This is a genomic window from Oerskovia sp. NPDC057915, assembly GCF_042887685.1.
GTDB lineage: Bacteria > Actinomycetota > Actinomycetes > Actinomycetales > Cellulomonadaceae > Oerskovia.
In genome coordinates this window covers 114075-128826 of sequence record NZ_JBHVOS010000008.1, presented here as the reverse complement: position 1 = coordinate 128826, position 14752 = coordinate 114075, and the positions used below count along the sequence as shown (strand labels likewise).

17 protein-coding genes are annotated in these 14752 nt (G+C 74.4%); 8 read left to right on the top strand and 9 right to left on the bottom strand.

Going from position 1 to position 14752, the window contains the following annotated elements; all coding sequences use genetic code 11:
• The first annotated feature begins 217 nt into the window (after positions 1-217).
• The 4 genes from ACFVQ3_RS07565 (at position 218) to ACFVQ3_RS07550 (ending at position 2505) form a co-directional block, all read left to right on the top strand.
• A complete protein-coding gene (locus tag ACFVQ3_RS07565) occupies positions 218-571 on the top strand; it encodes a DUF1844 domain-containing protein (RefSeq protein ID WP_030150476.1) in 354 nt (117 codons plus the stop codon).
• Positions 572-639: 68 nt separating this feature from the next.
• Entirely contained in the window at positions 640-1308 is a 669-nt protein-coding gene (locus ACFVQ3_RS07560) for a hypothetical protein (protein ID WP_387637023.1), read from the top strand.
• On the top strand, positions 1305-2063 hold the full coding sequence (locus tag ACFVQ3_RS07555; protein ID WP_387637021.1) for a S1C family serine protease: 759 nt from the start codon (positions 1305-1307) through the stop codon (positions 2061-2063). The genes ACFVQ3_RS07560 and ACFVQ3_RS07555 overlap by 4 nt, the downstream gene beginning before the upstream one ends.
• Positions 2064-2073: 10 nt before the next feature.
• A complete protein-coding gene (locus ACFVQ3_RS07550) occupies positions 2074-2505 on the top strand; it encodes a spore germination protein GerW family protein (protein ID WP_387637019.1) in 432 nt (143 codons plus the stop codon).
• Positions 2506-2603: 98 nt separating this feature from the next.
• On the opposite strand, the gene ACFVQ3_RS07545 is transcribed toward ACFVQ3_RS07550, so the two are convergent.
• The 7 genes from ACFVQ3_RS07545 to ACFVQ3_RS07515 form a co-directional block, all read right to left on the bottom strand.
• Positions 2604-3440, bottom strand: coding sequence for an SseB family protein (locus ACFVQ3_RS07545; protein WP_387637017.1), 837 nt, complete (start codon positions 3438-3440; stop codon positions 2604-2606).
• On the bottom strand, positions 3437-4168 hold the full coding sequence (priA, locus tag ACFVQ3_RS07540; protein WP_387637015.1) for a bifunctional 1-(5-phosphoribosyl)-5-((5-phosphoribosylamino)methylideneamino)imidazole-4-carboxamide isomerase/phosphoribosylanthranilate isomerase PriA: 732 nt from the start codon (positions 4166-4168) through the stop codon (positions 3437-3439). The genes ACFVQ3_RS07545 and priA overlap by 4 nt, the downstream gene beginning before the upstream one ends.
• A gap of 115 nt (positions 4169-4283) precedes the next feature.
• Entirely contained in the window at positions 4284-4931 is a 648-nt protein-coding gene (gene hisH / locus ACFVQ3_RS07535; RefSeq protein WP_387637013.1) for an imidazole glycerol phosphate synthase subunit HisH, read from the bottom strand.
• Complete coding sequence (locus tag ACFVQ3_RS07530) at positions 4928-5446, bottom strand: hypothetical protein (RefSeq protein WP_387637011.1); 519 nt, start codon at positions 5444-5446, stop codon at positions 4928-4930. Before ACFVQ3_RS07530 ends, hisH begins: the two co-directional genes overlap by 4 nt.
• Before the next feature lie 86 nt (positions 5447-5532).
• Positions 5533-6132: an imidazoleglycerol-phosphate dehydratase HisB gene (gene hisB / locus ACFVQ3_RS07525; protein WP_191790683.1), complete on the bottom strand. Its 600-nt coding sequence runs from the start codon at positions 6130-6132 to the stop codon at positions 5533-5535.
• Complete coding sequence (locus ACFVQ3_RS07520) at positions 6129-7268, bottom strand: histidinol-phosphate transaminase (protein WP_387637111.1); 1140 nt, start codon at positions 7266-7268, stop codon at positions 6129-6131. Before ACFVQ3_RS07520 ends, hisB begins: the two co-directional genes overlap by 4 nt.
• Positions 7269-7479: 211 nt before the next feature.
• Positions 7480-8001 (bottom strand): Rieske (2Fe-2S) protein, encoded by a 522-nt coding sequence (locus tag ACFVQ3_RS07515; RefSeq protein ID WP_387637009.1) that lies wholly within the window; start codon positions 7999-8001, stop codon positions 7480-7482.
• 155 nt (positions 8002-8156) lie between these two features.
• Here ACFVQ3_RS07515 and ACFVQ3_RS07510 point away from each other — a divergent pair, with 155 nt between their 5' ends.
• From ACFVQ3_RS07510 to ACFVQ3_RS07500, 3 genes are all read left to right on the top strand, one after another.
• The gene (locus tag ACFVQ3_RS07510; RefSeq protein WP_387637007.1) at positions 8157-8672 is read left to right on the top strand and encodes a hypothetical protein; all 516 of its coding nucleotides are present in this window, start codon (positions 8157-8159) and stop codon (positions 8670-8672) included.
• Between the two features lie 194 nt (positions 8673-8866).
• Positions 8867-9898 carry an alcohol dehydrogenase AdhP gene (gene adhP, locus ACFVQ3_RS07505; protein WP_387637004.1) on the top strand — a complete coding sequence of 344 codons (1032 nt, stop codon included), beginning with the start codon at positions 8867-8869 and terminating at the stop codon, positions 9896-9898.
• 377 nt (positions 9899-10275) lie between these two features.
• Positions 10276-12561, top strand: a complete 2286-nt coding sequence (locus ACFVQ3_RS07500; RefSeq protein WP_387637109.1) for a DEAD/DEAH box helicase — start codon at positions 10276-10278, stop codon at positions 12559-12561.
• A 93-nt stretch (positions 12562-12654) separates the two neighbouring features.
• Here the strand turns inward: ACFVQ3_RS07500 and hisD are convergent, their stop codons facing one another.
• Positions 12655-13980, bottom strand: coding sequence for a histidinol dehydrogenase (hisD, locus tag ACFVQ3_RS07495; RefSeq protein WP_387637002.1), 1326 nt, complete (start codon positions 13978-13980; stop codon positions 12655-12657).
• Between the two features lie 94 nt (positions 13981-14074).
• On the opposite strand from hisD, the gene ACFVQ3_RS07490 reads away from it, so the two are divergent.
• The gene (locus tag ACFVQ3_RS07490) at positions 14075-14302 is read left to right on the top strand and encodes an RNA-binding S4 domain-containing protein (protein ID WP_387637000.1); all 228 of its coding nucleotides are present in this window, start codon (positions 14075-14077) and stop codon (positions 14300-14302) included.
• A gap of 42 nt (positions 14303-14344) precedes the next feature.
• Here the strand turns inward: ACFVQ3_RS07490 and ACFVQ3_RS07485 are convergent, their stop codons facing one another.
• Positions 14345-14752, bottom strand: a complete 408-nt coding sequence (locus tag ACFVQ3_RS07485; protein ID WP_387636997.1) for a pyridoxamine 5'-phosphate oxidase family protein — start codon at positions 14750-14752, stop codon at positions 14345-14347.

Here is a 14752-nt window from a genome sequence, read left to right as displayed (position 1 = left end):
CTCCCCGCGGGCCCGGCCTCCGGGCTTCTCGTGACCGCCGGCCGGCTGGTCGACCAGCGTCGAGCATCGTCGAGCATCGTCGCTTGGCACACTTTTTACCTTCCACGTCCGGCCCGACGGCGGAGCGCACCCTCACGCCCCGTCGCACCCGCCAGCCGCGCGACCCGGGTGCCGCGCACAGGTCCCGGGCGCGCGTTCCCTCTGGAAGGATGAGCACATGACTACCGAGAACGACCCCATCGCCCAGGACGCCACCCGGGACATCGCCGACGTCGCGGCCGTCGAGGTCATCACCTCCGCCGCCGTCCACCTCATGAGCGCCGCCGCCGTCAAGTGCGGCCTCGCCGAGGACGCCGTCGAGAAGGAGCACCTGGACCTCGACGAGGCGCGCAAGCTCATCAACGCCCTCGCCGCGCTCGTGACGGCCTCGGCCCCCGACATCGGCAACCAGCACGCGCGTTCGCTCCGCGACGGCCTGCGCTCGCTCCAGCTCGCGTTCCGCGAGGCCTCGGTCTACCCCGACGCCCTGGGCGAGGGCCCGGGCGAGAAGTACACGGGCGCGGTCAGTTGAGCACCCCGCCGGGCGGGCAGCCGACACCCCCTCCCCCGCCGTCCAGCGCGCACGGGGGCGGCGGCGTCGTGCCCCCGCCCGGCGGAACCCCCGGGCCGCCGCCCCCTCCCCCGGCGTTCGTCCCGGGCACCTCGACCGCGCTCCCGCACGGGGCCGCGCCGCAGACCCAGGCCTACCTGTCCGTCGCGGACGGGGCAGGACCGGCGACCGGACCTGCGCGGACCAGGTCCGGGCGCGGGAGGACCGTCGCGATCCTCGCGCTCTCCGCGGCGCTGGTCGTCGCGCTCGGGCTCGCGGCGTACCTCCTGGTCACGACCCTGAGCTGGCAGGACCGCAGCGCACAGTGGGAGAAGGAGTCCCGCGAGCTCGGCCGCCAGGTCGCCCGGCTCGACGCAGACCTCGACGGTGCGAACGCCGAGCTCGAGTCCGCGCGCTCCCAGCTCACGACGGCCCAGGAGCGCATCACCGCGCTCGCGAACGAGAAGGCCCAGCTGGGCGACGAGAACGTGGCCTCGCAGCAGTACCTCGACTACCAGGCCCGCATCTCCGAGGCCGCCGGCACGGTCGCCGCGGCTCTCGGCCAGTGCACCACCGCCCAGGACGAGCTCATCGGCTACCTCAACAACCGCGACGCCTACAACCCCGACGACCTCGCGCGCTTCGCGACCCAGGTCGACGACCTGTGCAACGCCGCGACCGCCGCCAACACCGACCTCCAGAAGGAGCTCGAGAAGTGAGCTGGAGACGGCGCCCCGGCCGGCCGCTCGTCCGCCCGGTGACCGCGGCCGTCGCCGCGACGCTCGTCGCGACCCTGGCCGCGGGGTGCGGGGTCCTGCCCGGGCTCCCCGAGCCCATGCCCACCTCGGTCGTGCCCAGCGTGGCCCCCCAGGCCGACCCCGTCGGGTCCGAGAACCTGTCCCCCGACGGCTTCGACGCCGTCAAGCGCATGGCGGTCCGCATCCGCAACGTCGGGTGCTCGTCGCTCTCGACCGGCTCTGGCTTCGCGCTCGACGACCGCACGCTCATCACCAACAAGCACGTGGTCGAGGGGTCCAGGTCCCTCCAGGTGCTGACGTACGACGGCCGTGACATCCAGGTCGAGACGGCGAGCGCGGCCGGGCTCGCCGACCTCGCGATCGTGCGCACGAGCGACGACCTCCCCTCGGCCCCGACGCTCGCCGCCGCCGACCCCGCCCAGGGCGACACCGTGACGGTCGTCGGCTACCCCGAGGGCGGCCAGCTCACGGTCACGCAGGGCACGGTCGTGGGGACCGCCACCGACCCCCTGCACGAGAACCTGGGCCAGGTCCTCGTGACCGACGCGCAGGTCGAGCCCGGCAGCTCGGGCTCGGCGGCGCTCAACGAGGCCGGCGAGGTGATCGGCGTGGTCTACGCGAAGTCGACCGACGCGTCGCTCCTCGTGCCCGTCTCGACGCTGCGCGCCATGCTCGACGACTCGTCAGCCTTCGCGACCCTGCCGCCCTGCTCGTAGGCTGCGGAGCATGAGCAGCGACACCAGCAAGGACGCGGCCGGTCGGCCCGAACCCTCCTTCATCACGCGCGCGGCGAGCGACGCCTTCTCGGTGCGCAAGGTCTTCGGCGACGCCTACGAGCGCGACGGGACCCTCGTGATCCCCGTGGCCAAGGTGTGGGGCGGCACCGGGACGGGCTACGGGTACGGCGTCGGCGCGCTCGACGGGTCGACGGGCCCCTCTGCCGACGACGCCGGGCAGGGCGAGGGCTCGGGCGAGGGAGCCGGGGGCGGCGGCGGCTACGGCGTGCACGTGCGACCGGTCGGCGTCTACTCCGTGGGCCCCGACGGAACCCGCTGGCACCCCGCCCTCGACCTCAACCGGGTCATCCTGGGGGGCCAGGCTGTGGCCATGGTGATCGCGCTCGTGGGCGGCTGGGTCCTGGGGCGCCGTCGCCGCTGAACCGGCGAGCGAACCTCGCAGGGCGGGCGACGTCGTCGGGCGCCCTGCGGGGGCACCACCTGGCACCGCAGCGTGCCCGACGACGTCGCGCCGTCAGGTCAGTCGGCGCGCCCGATGCGCAGCTCGAGCGAGTCGACCCGCTCCGAGACCAGGTCGCTGCCCGCGAGGGCGGCGTTGACCTGGGCCAGCACCGCGTCCAGGCCGCGCCGGTCGAGCCCCGAGTCGATCGAGAGCACGACCGCGACCTCCGCGCTGCGACCCGTCTCGGCGCGGACCGCGGCGACGTGCTCGATCCCCGAGACCGCGCCCGCGATCTCCGCTGCGACGTCGGTGGCGACGACGCCGTCCGCGACCGCGGGCGCCCACTGCTTGCCCTGCGCGAGCGCCCACACCGCCGGGCGCGGGACCAGGACCGTGACCGGTCCCGAGGGGTCGAGGACCAGGAGGGACCAGTCCTCGCTCACGGCCGACAGGGCGGCCCGCGGCGCGTCGACCGGGACCGGGCGCGCGTCGGGCCGCCAGGCAGCCATGCTCGCGACGCTCGAGAACACCGGGAGCGCCCGCCGTCCGTCGGGCGCCTCGAGCGCCACGACACCTGCCGAGGCCTCCTTGTCGACCTTCTGCCCGTGCTCACCGACGCCCGACTTCTCGAGCTCGGCCAGGATGGGGATCAGCAGTCGCGTGCGACCGAGCCGGGCGACGACCTCCGTGAGGCTCGCCGTGCCCGCCGCGAACCCCGCGAGGAGGCTCGTGAGCGCCGGGTCCGCCGAGCCGTCGTCGTCCGAGAAGCCCGAGGACGGGGGCAGCGCCTTGCCCGTCCCCTCCCCCGCCGAGCCCTTCGAGAACGGCGACGCGCCGTGCGCGTGCCCCGCGTGCGGGTCCCCTGCGGCAGATGAGGCCGAGGCGTCCGCCGAGGGCGAGATCGACGAGGTCACGGACGGCCTGCCACGTCGAGGGCCTGAGGCAGCGTGAAGGCGCCCGCGTACAGTGCCTTGCCGACGATGGCCCCCTCGACACCCTCGCCCACGAGCGCACGCAGCGCCTCGAGGTCCGCGAGGCTCGAGATGCCGCCCGACGCGACGACCGGGGCGTCGGTGCGTGAGGCGACCTCGCGCAGCAGGTCGATGTTCGGGCCGCGCAGCGTCCCGTCCTTGGTCACGTCGGTCACGACGTAGCGCGAGCAGCCGGCCGCGTCGAGGCGCTCGAGGACCTCCCACAGGTCCCCGCCCTCCTGCGTCCAGCCGCGGGCGGCGAGGGTCGTGCCGCGCACGTCGAGCCCGACCGCGATCGCGTCGCCGTGCTCGGCGATGACCTTGGCCGTCCACTCGGGGTTCTCGAGGGCCGCGGTGCCGAGGTTGACGCGCGCGCAGCCCGTCGCGAGCGCGCGGGCCAGGGACTCGTCGTCCCGGATGCCGCCGGAGAGCTCGACCTTGACGTCGAGGCGCGCGACGACGTCGGCGAGGAGCTCGGCGTTCGAGCCGCGACCGAAGGCCGCGTCGAGGTCGACGAGGTGCACCCACTCGGCGCCACCGGCCTGCCAGTCGAGGGCCGCGGACAGCGGGTCGCCGTACGAGGTCTCCGAGCCCGCCTCCCCCTGGACGAGGCGCACCGCCTGCCCGGCGGCGACGTCGACGGCGGGCAGCAGGACGAGACGATCGGTCATGAGGTGGTCCTTCCGAGGATTCACGAGTGGGTGGGCGCGAGCGCGGGGCGCGGACGCCGGGTGACGCGATGGAACGGTCGAGCAGCGGGCGGGGCGGGCCCCGCCCGGACGGGTATCAGAGCGAACGGACCCAGTTCTCCAGGAGGCGGGCACCGGCGTCGCCGGACTTCTCCGGGTGGAACTGCGTCGCGGAGAGCGGACCGTTCTCGACGGCCGCGACGAACCGGCCGCCGTGGTCGGACCACGTGACGAGCGGGGCGCGGAACGCCGCACCCACGGGCTCGTCGACACCGAGCGAGAAGTGACGGGCCGCGTAGGAGTGCACGAAGTAGAAGCGCTCGTCGGCGATGCCGTCGAACAGCACCGAGCCCTCGGGCACCTCGACCGTGTCCCACCCCATGTGCGGGACCACGGGCGCCTCGAGCCGGTCGACGGTGCCCGGCCACTCGCCGAGGCCCTCGGTGAGAGTGCCGTGCTCGTCGCCCTCGTCGAACATGACCTGCATGCCGACGCAGATCCCGAGCACGGGACGACCGCCCGCGAGGCGGCGCTCGACGATCTGGTCGCCGCGCACGGCCTTGAGCCCCGCCATGACGGCCGCGAAGGCCCCGACGCCGGGCACGACCAGGCCGTCGGCCTCCGACGCGCGTGCGCGGTCGGCGGTCAGCTCGACCCGTGCACCGACGCGCTCGAGCGCGCGCACCGCCGAGCGGACGTTGCCGAAGCCGTAGTCGAGGACGACGACCGAGGGGCCCTCGCTCACTTCTTGCGCGCCTTGCGGGCAGAGGCCGTGAGCAGGCGCATGGCCTTCCAGCGCGAGATGTCCGCGCTGGGGACGACGCCCTGGAGGTCCGCGACGGTCGTCTGGCCGGTCACGAGGTCCTCGAGCTCCTCGGGGGCGCCGCCGAGCACCAGGCCGGGGGCGAGCGTGTCGCCCTCGACGCCGTCCTCCCAGCGCACCGCGGTGAGCTGCTCGCCACGACGCGTGAGGAGGATCAGGGGCACGCCCTTGACGAGCGTCGAGATGGCGGCCGCCGCCCGCTGCGGGGCGTCGCCCGTCAGGTCGCGCAGGACGGCGAGCGCACCGATGCCCGTGGGGACGGCGTCGACCTCGATCTGCGCGATCGAGCACGCCGCCGCGAGCGGCTCGGCGCCCGCGATCTGGGTCACGAGGACGGCGACCTCGGGGTCGGAGGACGGGGTGAGCAGGCTCGAGATGTCGTCCGGGATCTCCAGGTCCAGCTCGGGCTCGTCGGCGGGGTTCTGCGGGGTGGTCATGTCGTCCGTCTCGGTCGTCCGCGGGTCGCGGGGGTGATCGCCGTGCTCAGGCCCGTCGGGCTGAGCGGGGGTGGTCGGCTCGGAGGTCACAGGGCGCCCTTGGTCGACGGGATGCCGTCGACCCGGGCGTCGGGCGCCACGGCGAAGCGCAGCGCGCGGGCGAGCGCCTTGAACTGCGCCTCCACGATGTGGTGGGGGTCGCGGCCCGAGAGCACGCGCACGTGGATGCAGATGGCCGCGTGGTGCGCGATCGACTCGAGCACGTGGCGCGTGAGCGACCCCGTGAAGTGTCCACCGATGAGGTGGTACTCCTGGCCCGCGGGCTCGCCCTCGTGCACGAGGTACGGGCGGCCCGACACGTCGACGACCGCGAGCGCGAGCGCCTCGTCGAGCGGGACCATGGCGTCGCCGAAGCGCGAGATCCCGGCCTTGTCGCCCAGCGCGATCCTGAGCGCCTCGCCGATCGTGATCGCGACGTCCTCGACGGTGTGGTGCGCGTCGATGTGCGTGTCACCCGTGGCCTTGACCGTGAGGTCGATGAGCGAGTGCTTGCCGAGGGCCGTCAGCATGTGGTCGTAGAACGGGACGGTCGTCGAGATGTCCGTCTTCCCGGTCCCGTCGAGGTCCAGCTCGACGAGGACGCTCGACTCCGACGTCGCGCGCTCGATGCGCGCGGTGCGCTTCACAGTCCTGCCACCTCCACCAGGGCGTTCTTGAACGCCGTCATCTCGTGCGGCGTGCCGATCGACACCCGCAGCCATCCGTCGGGACCAGTCTCCCGGATGAGGACGCCTCGATCCAACAGGCCCTGCCAGATCGCGTGGCGGTCCGGGAAGGTGCCGAACAGGACGAAGTTCGCGTCGGAGTCGGCGACCTGCAGGGGCTCGCCGCCCAGGGCGGCCGGGCGCTGGGCACGCAGCCAGGCCACCGTGGCGTCGCGCTCGGCCCGCAGGTCGTCGACCTGGGCCAGCAGCGACGCCGAGTGCTTGAGCGCCGCGCGCGCGACGGCCTGCGTCGCGGCGGACAGGTGGTACGGCAGGCGGACGACGCGCAGCGCGTCCACGAGCGGGCGGTCGGCGGCGAGGTAGCCCACGCGGGCGCCGGCCAGCGCGAACGCCTTGGACATGGTGCGCGTGACCGCGAGGTTCGGGTAGCGCTCGAGCAGCTCGAGGGCCGAGGGGACCCCGGCGCGCCGGAACTCGCCGTACGCCTCGTCGACCACGACGACCGCGGAGGTGCCGGGCTCGGCGCCGCGCGGCGTGACCGCGAGCGCCGCCTCGCACACGGCCTCGACGACCTCTCGCGACAGGGCCGTGCCGGTCGGGTTGTTGGGGCTGGCCAGGAGGATCACGGACGGCGCGTGCTCGGCGATCGCCGCGCGGGCGGCGTCGGCGTCGAGCGTGAAGTCCTCCTCGCGGCGCCCGGTGACCCAGGCGGTCGAGGTGTCGCGCGCGTACTCGGGGTACATCGAGTAGGTGGGTGCGAAGGACAGCGCGGTGCGGCCCGGTCCGCCGAAGGCCTGGAGCAGGTGGAGCATGATCTCGTTCGACCCGTTCGCGGCCCAGAGCTGCTCGGGGTCCACGCGCACGCCCGACTCGCCCGCGAGGTAGTCGGCGAGGTCCTGGCGCAGCCCCAGGAAGTCGCGGTCCGGGTAGCGGTTGAGGGTCGCGGCGGCCGCGGCGACGTCGGCGGCGATGGTCGCGACGACCTCGGCCGAGGGCGCGTAGGGGTTCTCGTTGACGTTGAGCAGGACGGGGACGTCGAGCTGCGGCGCCCCGTACGGCTCGATCCCCGCGTGCTCGGCCCGCACCGGCAGGTGCACCTCGGAGGCGGCGTGCGCGCGGGGCTGCGAGAGGGAGGCACCCGCCTGGGGTGCGCCGTCCGGGGACTCGAGGAGTGGAGTGGTCACCAGGACAGTCTACGAAGCGGTTCGTGCGGGAGCGGTGGACGTCCGGCAGGCGGGCGGTGAGCCTGCCCGCGGCGGGCTGCCCCGGCGGCCGCCCGACGGAGCGTCACGCCCGGGCCGGGGCGCGTCAGGCGGTGACGACGTCGGTCCCGCTGACCGTGACGGCGAGGCGCGGCAGCGGTGAGGGGGCCGGGCCGCCGAGCACGTCGCCCGTGCTCAGGTCGAAGCGGGACCCGTGGCACGGGCAGTCGAGCTCGCCGTCGCCCGGGGCGACCGTGCAGCCCTGGTGCGTGCAGATCGCGCTGAAGGCCTCGAACGTCCCCTCCTCGGGCTGGGTCACGAGGTAGGGGGCACCGTCGACCTGGACCGAGACCGCGCCGCCCACGGGTACGTCGCCCGTGGCGGTGACCACGGTGCCCGACGGCGCCGCGCTCGTCCCGCTCGTCGCCCCGCCCCCGCCCGTGGTCCCCGCTGTCCCGCCACCTCCGCCGCCGCCCGAGCACGCCGCGAGGACCAGCGCGCCCGCACCGGTGCCCGCCGACACGAGGAGCGAGCGCCGCGAGAGGAGGTCGTGGGCGGGGGCCGCTGCCCGTGCCGGTGCTGGGGTCTGGGTCTGGGTCTGGGTCACCTGCGTGGTCGAGGTCCTCATGGTCACCCTCCGCCGTGCGTTCCGGGTCGATCGGTCCTTCAATTGAAGCATCGGGCCCGGTGCCGCGCGCGAGCGAGACGCCGCCCGCACGGCACGCGCGCCCCGTGCGTGCCGGGGCGCGCAGCACACCTGCGCCAGAGCACTCGGAGCACCTCATGGACGCGTCCGACCCTCCTCCCACCGACGGCCGGACCGGCCAGACCGGCCAGACCGTCCCTGCCGGCTCGACGACCGGGCGCTCCCCGGCGTCGGGCACTCCTCCGACGCCCCCGCCGCTGCCCCGCGGCGCGTGGCTGCTGCGCGGCGTGACGGCCGCGGGTCTGCTGCTGTCGGCGGACGTGCACCTGTTCCTCTACGTCCAGGGCTACCAGGACATCGAGGTCGTCGGGCCGCTGTTCCTCCTCAACGCGGTGGCGGGTTTCGCGCTCGGGCTCCTCGTCCTGGTGTGGCGGCACTGGCTGCCGCTCCTGGGGGCGATCGGGTTCTCCGTCGCGACGCTGGGCGCGTTCTACCTGTCGACGACGGTTGGCTTCTTCAGCGTCAACGAGACCGTCGGCGGCGTCCAGCAGGTCACGGCCGCGGTGGCCGAGTGGGTGGCGCTCGTCGGTGCGCTGCTGGCGCTCGTGGTCGAGCGCCGTCGGGCGTCGGGACGGTCGCGGAAGAAGGCCTGACCTGCACGGACGCGTCGGGTGAGGATCTTCGCGCCCCGCCGTACGGTCCCGACCGGCCCTCGCCGCGCACCCACCGACACGCTCGGATACGGTCGAGGAGCCGGACATCGTCGGACGCGCAGCGCGTCCCGTCGCGCCTGACGCGCCAGTCGACGGCTCGACCCACCACGGGTGTCCGCTCCTGGAGGAGAGTCATGAGCACCATGAAGGCAGCCGTCGTCCACACGTTCGCCGCACCCCTCACGATCGACGACGTCGAGGTCCCCACCCCCGGACCCCTCGAAGCGCTCGTCAAGGTCGACTACACCGGCGTGTGTCACACCGACCTGCACGCCGCCCACGGCGACTGGCCGGTCAAGCCGTCCCCGCCGTTCGTGCCCGGCCACGAGGGCGTCGGCACCGTCGTGGCCGTCGGCGACCAGGTCACGCGCGTCGCGGTCGGCGACAAGGTCGGCAACGCCTGGCTCTGGAGCGCGTGCGGCGAGTGCGAGTACTGCGAGACCGGCTGGGAGACCCTCTGCCCGAACCAGAAGAACGGCGGCTACTCGGTCGACGGCTCGTTCGGCCAGTACATGCTCGTCGACTCGCGCTACGCCCCGATCATCCCCGAGGGGGTCGAGGACTCCGCGGTCGGGCCGATCCTGTGCGCGGGCGTCACTGTCTACAAGGGCCTCAAGCAGACCGACACCCAGCCCGGCGAGTGGGTCCTGATCTCCGGCATCGGCGGCCTCGGGCACATCGCCGTCCAGTACGCCGTGGCCATGGGCCGCCGCGTCGCCGCGGTCGACGTCGACGACGACAAGCTCGCCCTGGCCCGCAAGCACGGCGCCGAGGTCACGGTCAACGCGGCCACCTCGGCCGACGCCGCGGCCGAGATCCAGGAGAAGACCGGGGGCGGCGTCCACGGCGCGCTCGTGACGGCCGTCAACGCGCACGCGTTCCCCCAGGCCGTCGGTGCGCTGCGCCGCGGGGGCACCGTGTCGCTCGTGGGTCTGCCCCCCGAGAAGTTCCCGCTCGACATCTTCACGACGGTGCTCTTCGGTCTGACGGTCCGCGGCTCGATCGTCGGGACCCGCAAGGACATGGCCGAGGCCCTGGACTTCTTCGCCCGGGGCAAGGTCTCCCCGACGTACACCGTCCGGCCGCTGAGCGACGTCAACGACATCTTCGGCGAGATGGAGCGGGGCGCGATCGACGGGCGCGTGGTCATGGACATGCGCTCCTGACGTGCCCCTGAGGGGGCCGGCCCGCCCCTGCGCACCGCTGAGGGCCCGGCGCGCCCGACGGACCACCGTCGGACGCGCCGGGCCTCGCCTGTGCACGACCGCGCGCTGTCCCACCCAGCGCCTACGATCGCTGGGTGACCTCGTTCCCCCGTGACCAGCACGACCCGTACGCCGACCTCCCTCCCGACTTTGCGTCGGAGCCCCCTGCCGACCTCTACGACGAGCCCCCGGTCCCCGACGACGCCGGGGCACCTGCGGCTCGCCGGTCCGCTGCCCCCGCCGCTGCCCCGGCTCCTTCGGCCGCGGCGGCCGACGCGCCGGTCGACGCAGCGTCGGGCGCCTCCGCCGCCGACGCCGCGCGCCTCGCCAAGGTCGCGATGCTCCGCGGCCTCCTCGAGGGCAAGGACCTGCGCGAGGAGGCCGAGACCGCGCTCCGCAAGCTGGTCGGCCGGGAGGACGCGGCGCTGCGCGACGACCAGTGGCTCGCGATCGAGGCCCTGGTCGCGTTCCGCCGTCGGGCCCTCGTGGTCCAGCGGACCGGCTGGGGCAAGTCCGCGGTCTACTTCGTCGCGACCTCGCTGCTGCGCTCGCGCGGCGCGGGCCCCACGGTCATCGTCTCGCCGCTGCTCGCCCTGATGCGCGACCAGATCTCGGCCGCGGCCCGCGCCGGGATCCGCGCCGTGACCATCAACTCCTCGAACATGACCGAGTGGGACGAGGTGCACGCCGCGATCGCCGCGGGCGAGGTCGACGTCCTGCTCTGCTCGCCCGAGCGGCTCAACAACCCCGGCTTCCGCGACGAGGTGCTCCCCCGGCTCGCGGCCGACGCGGGCCTCGTCGTGATCGACGAGGCGCACTGCATCTCCGACTGGGGCCACGACTTCCGGCCCGACTACCGGCGCATCCGCACCCTGCTCGCGGACCTGCCCCCGGGTATCCCCGTGCTCGCCACGACCGCGACCGCGAACGAGCGCGTCACCGCTGACGTCGCCGAGCAGCTCGGGGTCACGGGGGCGTCGGTCGGCGCGGGCGCCCCGGGCACCGCCGGCGGTGCGCCCGGCGCCCCGCGCGAGGACGTGCTCGTGCTGCGCGGCGGCCTGGACCGCGAGTCCTTGCACCTGGCCGTCCTGAACCTGCCCGACCAGCCGAGCCGCATCGCGTGGCTCGCGGAGACCCTCCAGGACGTCGACGGCTCGGGGATCGTCTACTGCCTCACCGTCTCGGCCGCCGAGCAGGTCGCGAGCCAGCTCCGTGCGACGGGCCTGGCCGTGGCCGCGTACACGGGGCAGACCGACACGACCGAGCGCGAGCAGCTCGAGGCGGACCTCAAGGAGAACCGCGTCAAGGCGCTCATCGCGACCTCGGCGCTCGGCATGGGCTTCGACAAGCCGGACCTCGCGTTCGTCGTGCACCTCGGCGCGCCGTCCTCGCCCATCGCGTACTACCAGCAGGTCGGCCGTGCGGGACGTGGCGTCGACAGCGCGGTCGTGGTGCTCCTGCCGGGCGAGGAGGACCGGCGCATCTGGGAGTACTTCGGCTCGCTCGCGTTCCCCGCCGAGCGCCAGGTCCGCGAGACCCTCGCGGCCCTCGAGGCGGGCGGTGGCACCCAGTCGGTCGCGGCCCTCGAGACGCAGGTCGACCTCAAGCGGTCGCGACTGGAGACCATGCTCAAGGTCCTCGACGTCGACGGCGCGGTGCGCCGCGTCAAGGGCGGCTGGGTCTCGACCGGGCAGCCGTGGGTCTACGACGCCGACCGCTACGCGCGCGTCGAGCAGACCCGGCTCGCCGAGCAGCGCTCCATGATCGACTACGAGGCCACGACAGGCTGCCGCATGGCGTTCCTGCGCGCGACGCTCGACGACCCCGAGCTCGAGCCCGGCTGGACGTGCGGGCGGTGCGACCGCTGCGGCGGCGTCGACCTGCCCGCGGCTCCGGACGCCGAGGCCGTGTCCGCGGCCCGCGCCGACATGGACCGACCGGGCGTCGAGGTCGTGGCCCGCCGCCAGTGGCCCACGGGCCTCGACCGGATGGGGCTCGACCTCAAGGGCCGCCTGTCCCCCGAGGAGCTCGCTTCCCCGGGGCGCGCCGTCGCGCGCCTCGACGGGCTGGGCTGGTCGGGTCCGCTGCGTGAGCTGTTCGCCCCCGGTGTGCCCGACGGCGAGACCCCCGTCGCGCTGCGTCGCGCGGCTGCGCGCGTGCTCGACGAGTGGGACGCGCTGTACGCGGCCCCTTCCACCGACGGCGCCGGCGTAGCCGGGGCGCCCGACGAGGGCGACGCGGCGACCGACGAGCCGGCACCCGTGCGCCGGCTCCTGCTCGACGGCGTCGTGTCCGTCCGGTCGGCCACTCGCCCCCACCTCGTCCAGCACCTCGCCGGCGGGCTCGCGCGCTACCTCGACCGCCCGCTCGTCGGGTCGGTCGGTCCCGTGCCGGGCCGCGAGCAGCCGGGCCGCCACGACGTGAACTCGGCCATGCGGCTGGCGGGGGTCGTCGAACGCCTCCGGCTCGAGCTCTCGGGGCCTGCGCTGGCCGGGCTCGCGGGGCGCCGCATCCTCCTGGTCGACGACTACACGGACTCGGGGTGGACCCTCACGGTCGCCGCGCGTCTGCTGCGCCAGGCGGGCGCCACGGCGGTCTACCCGTTCGTGCTCGGGGTGCGCTGAGGACCGGGCGCCGTCCACGACGCACGAGAGCGGGGTGCGGACCGGAGAACCTGTCTCCGGTCCGCACCCCGCTCCCGTCGGGACGGGCCGCGCCTACTGGAAGCGCGCCTTGATCGCCTCGCCGTGCGCGGGCAGGTCCTCGTCGTTCGCGACGGCCACGATGCGGTCGGCCAGCTCCTGGAGCGCGTCGGCCGAGTACTCGACGACCTGCACCGCGCGCAGGAAGCTGTGCACCCCGAGCCCGCTCGAGTAGTGCGCGCACCCACCGGTCGGCAGGACGTGGTTGGAGCCCGCCATGTAGTCGCCCAGCGGGACGGGCGAGTACGGGCCGACGAAGATGGCGCCCGCGCTCTGCACCCGCTCGGCCACGGCCGCGGCGTCGGCCGTCTGGACCTCGAGGTGCTCGGCGCCGTACGAGTCGACCACGTCGAGCCCCTGCTCCAGGTCGTCGACCACGATGATCGCGGACTGCGGACCCGACAGCGCCTGCGCCACGCGTGCCGCGTGCTTGGTCTCGGGGACGAGGTCCACGAGGCGGGCGTCCACCGCGGCCGCGAGCTCGACCGACGGCGTCACGAGGACCGCCGCGGCGTCGGGAGTGTGCTCACCCTGGCTGATGAGGTCGAGCGCGACGTGCGTCGCGTCGGCGCCACCGTCCGCGAGGATCGCGATCTCGGTGGGGCCGGCCTCGGAGTCGATGCCCACGACACCGCGCACGAGCCGCTTGGCGGCCGCGACGTAGATGTTCCCCGGACCCGTGATGACGTCGACGGGCTCGCACAGGTAGTCGCCGTCCTGCGGCTCGCTGCCCGCGGCGCCGTACGCGAACATGCCAATCGCCTGCGCGCCACCGACCGCGTAGACCTCCTCGACGCCCAGCAGCGCGCACGCCGCGAGGATCGTGGGGTGCGGCAGGCCGTCGTTCTCGCGCTGCGGCGGCGAGGCCACCGCGAGCTCGCGCACGCCGGCCTCCTGCGCCGCGACGACGCTCATGATGACCGACGACGGGTACACCGCGATCCCACCGGGCACGTAGAGCCCGACACGACGCACCGGGATCCAGCGCTGGCGGACCTGCGCCCCGGGGGCCAGGTCGACCGAGAACGGCTGGGGGCGCTGCGCGGCGTGCACCGTGCGGACACGACGGATCGCCTCCTCGAGGCCGTCGCGCACGAGCGGGTCGAGCGTCTCGAGCGCGGCCGACAGGCGCTCGGCCGGGACCCGCAGGTGGACCGGTCGCACGCCGTCGAACCGCTCCGAGAGGTCCCGCAGCGCGGAGGAGCCGTGCAGGCGGACGTCGTGCAGGATCGGGGCGACCTTCTCCGCGGCGTCCTCGACGCCGATCTCCGGACGGGGCAGGATCTCCGTGAGCTCACGGGGAGACAGGGAACGACCACGCAGGTCGATGCGATTGATCACCGGTCCATCGTAGGCCGGGCCGCGAACCGACCTCCAGGCCATTCAGCAGGTGGGCAGTTCCCCGGGACGTCCCGGACGCGAGAGAATGGCTCTCATGACCACGACACCCACGGTGGAGATCACCGACGACGTCATCCGCCTCGGCCAGTTCCTCAAGCTCGCGAGCCTCGTCGACTCCGGCGCCCAGGCCCGCGACCTCATCTCCGAGGGGGAGGTCCAGGTCAACGGCGAGGTCGACACGCGCCGCGGGCGCCAGCTGCGCAAGGGCGACGTCGTGACGGTCGACGTCCCGACCGGCCAGATCGGCGCGATCGTCGGCTAGCCGGAGACGGCCCGTGCGGCGGCACGGGCCGCCCACGAGTGATCAGAAGGCCATGTAGCTCGAGCTCATGACCTTGTCCGCGACGATCCGCAGGACGACGCGGCGCGGGTTGACCCGCGGCTCCTTGTACCGCTTGGTGTAGCGACGCACGGCCTCGGCGACCTCGTCGGGGTCGCGCGAGACCGAGACGGTGCCCTCGAGCGTGATCCAGCGTCCGCCCTCGACCTGGCAGACGGCCGCGCGCGGTTGTGCGCCGTCGGCCGTGAGCCGGCCGGCGTTGAGGGCCTTGACCGAGGTGTCGTTCGTCGTGATGCGCACGACCCCGGTCTCGGGGTCCCACGTGAAGCCCACGGGGACGACGTGCGGGCTGCCGTCCGCGCGGAGGGTGGTCAGGGTCGCCAGGTGGCGCTCGGTCACGAAGACGCGCTGCTCGGGGGTCAGGTGGATCAC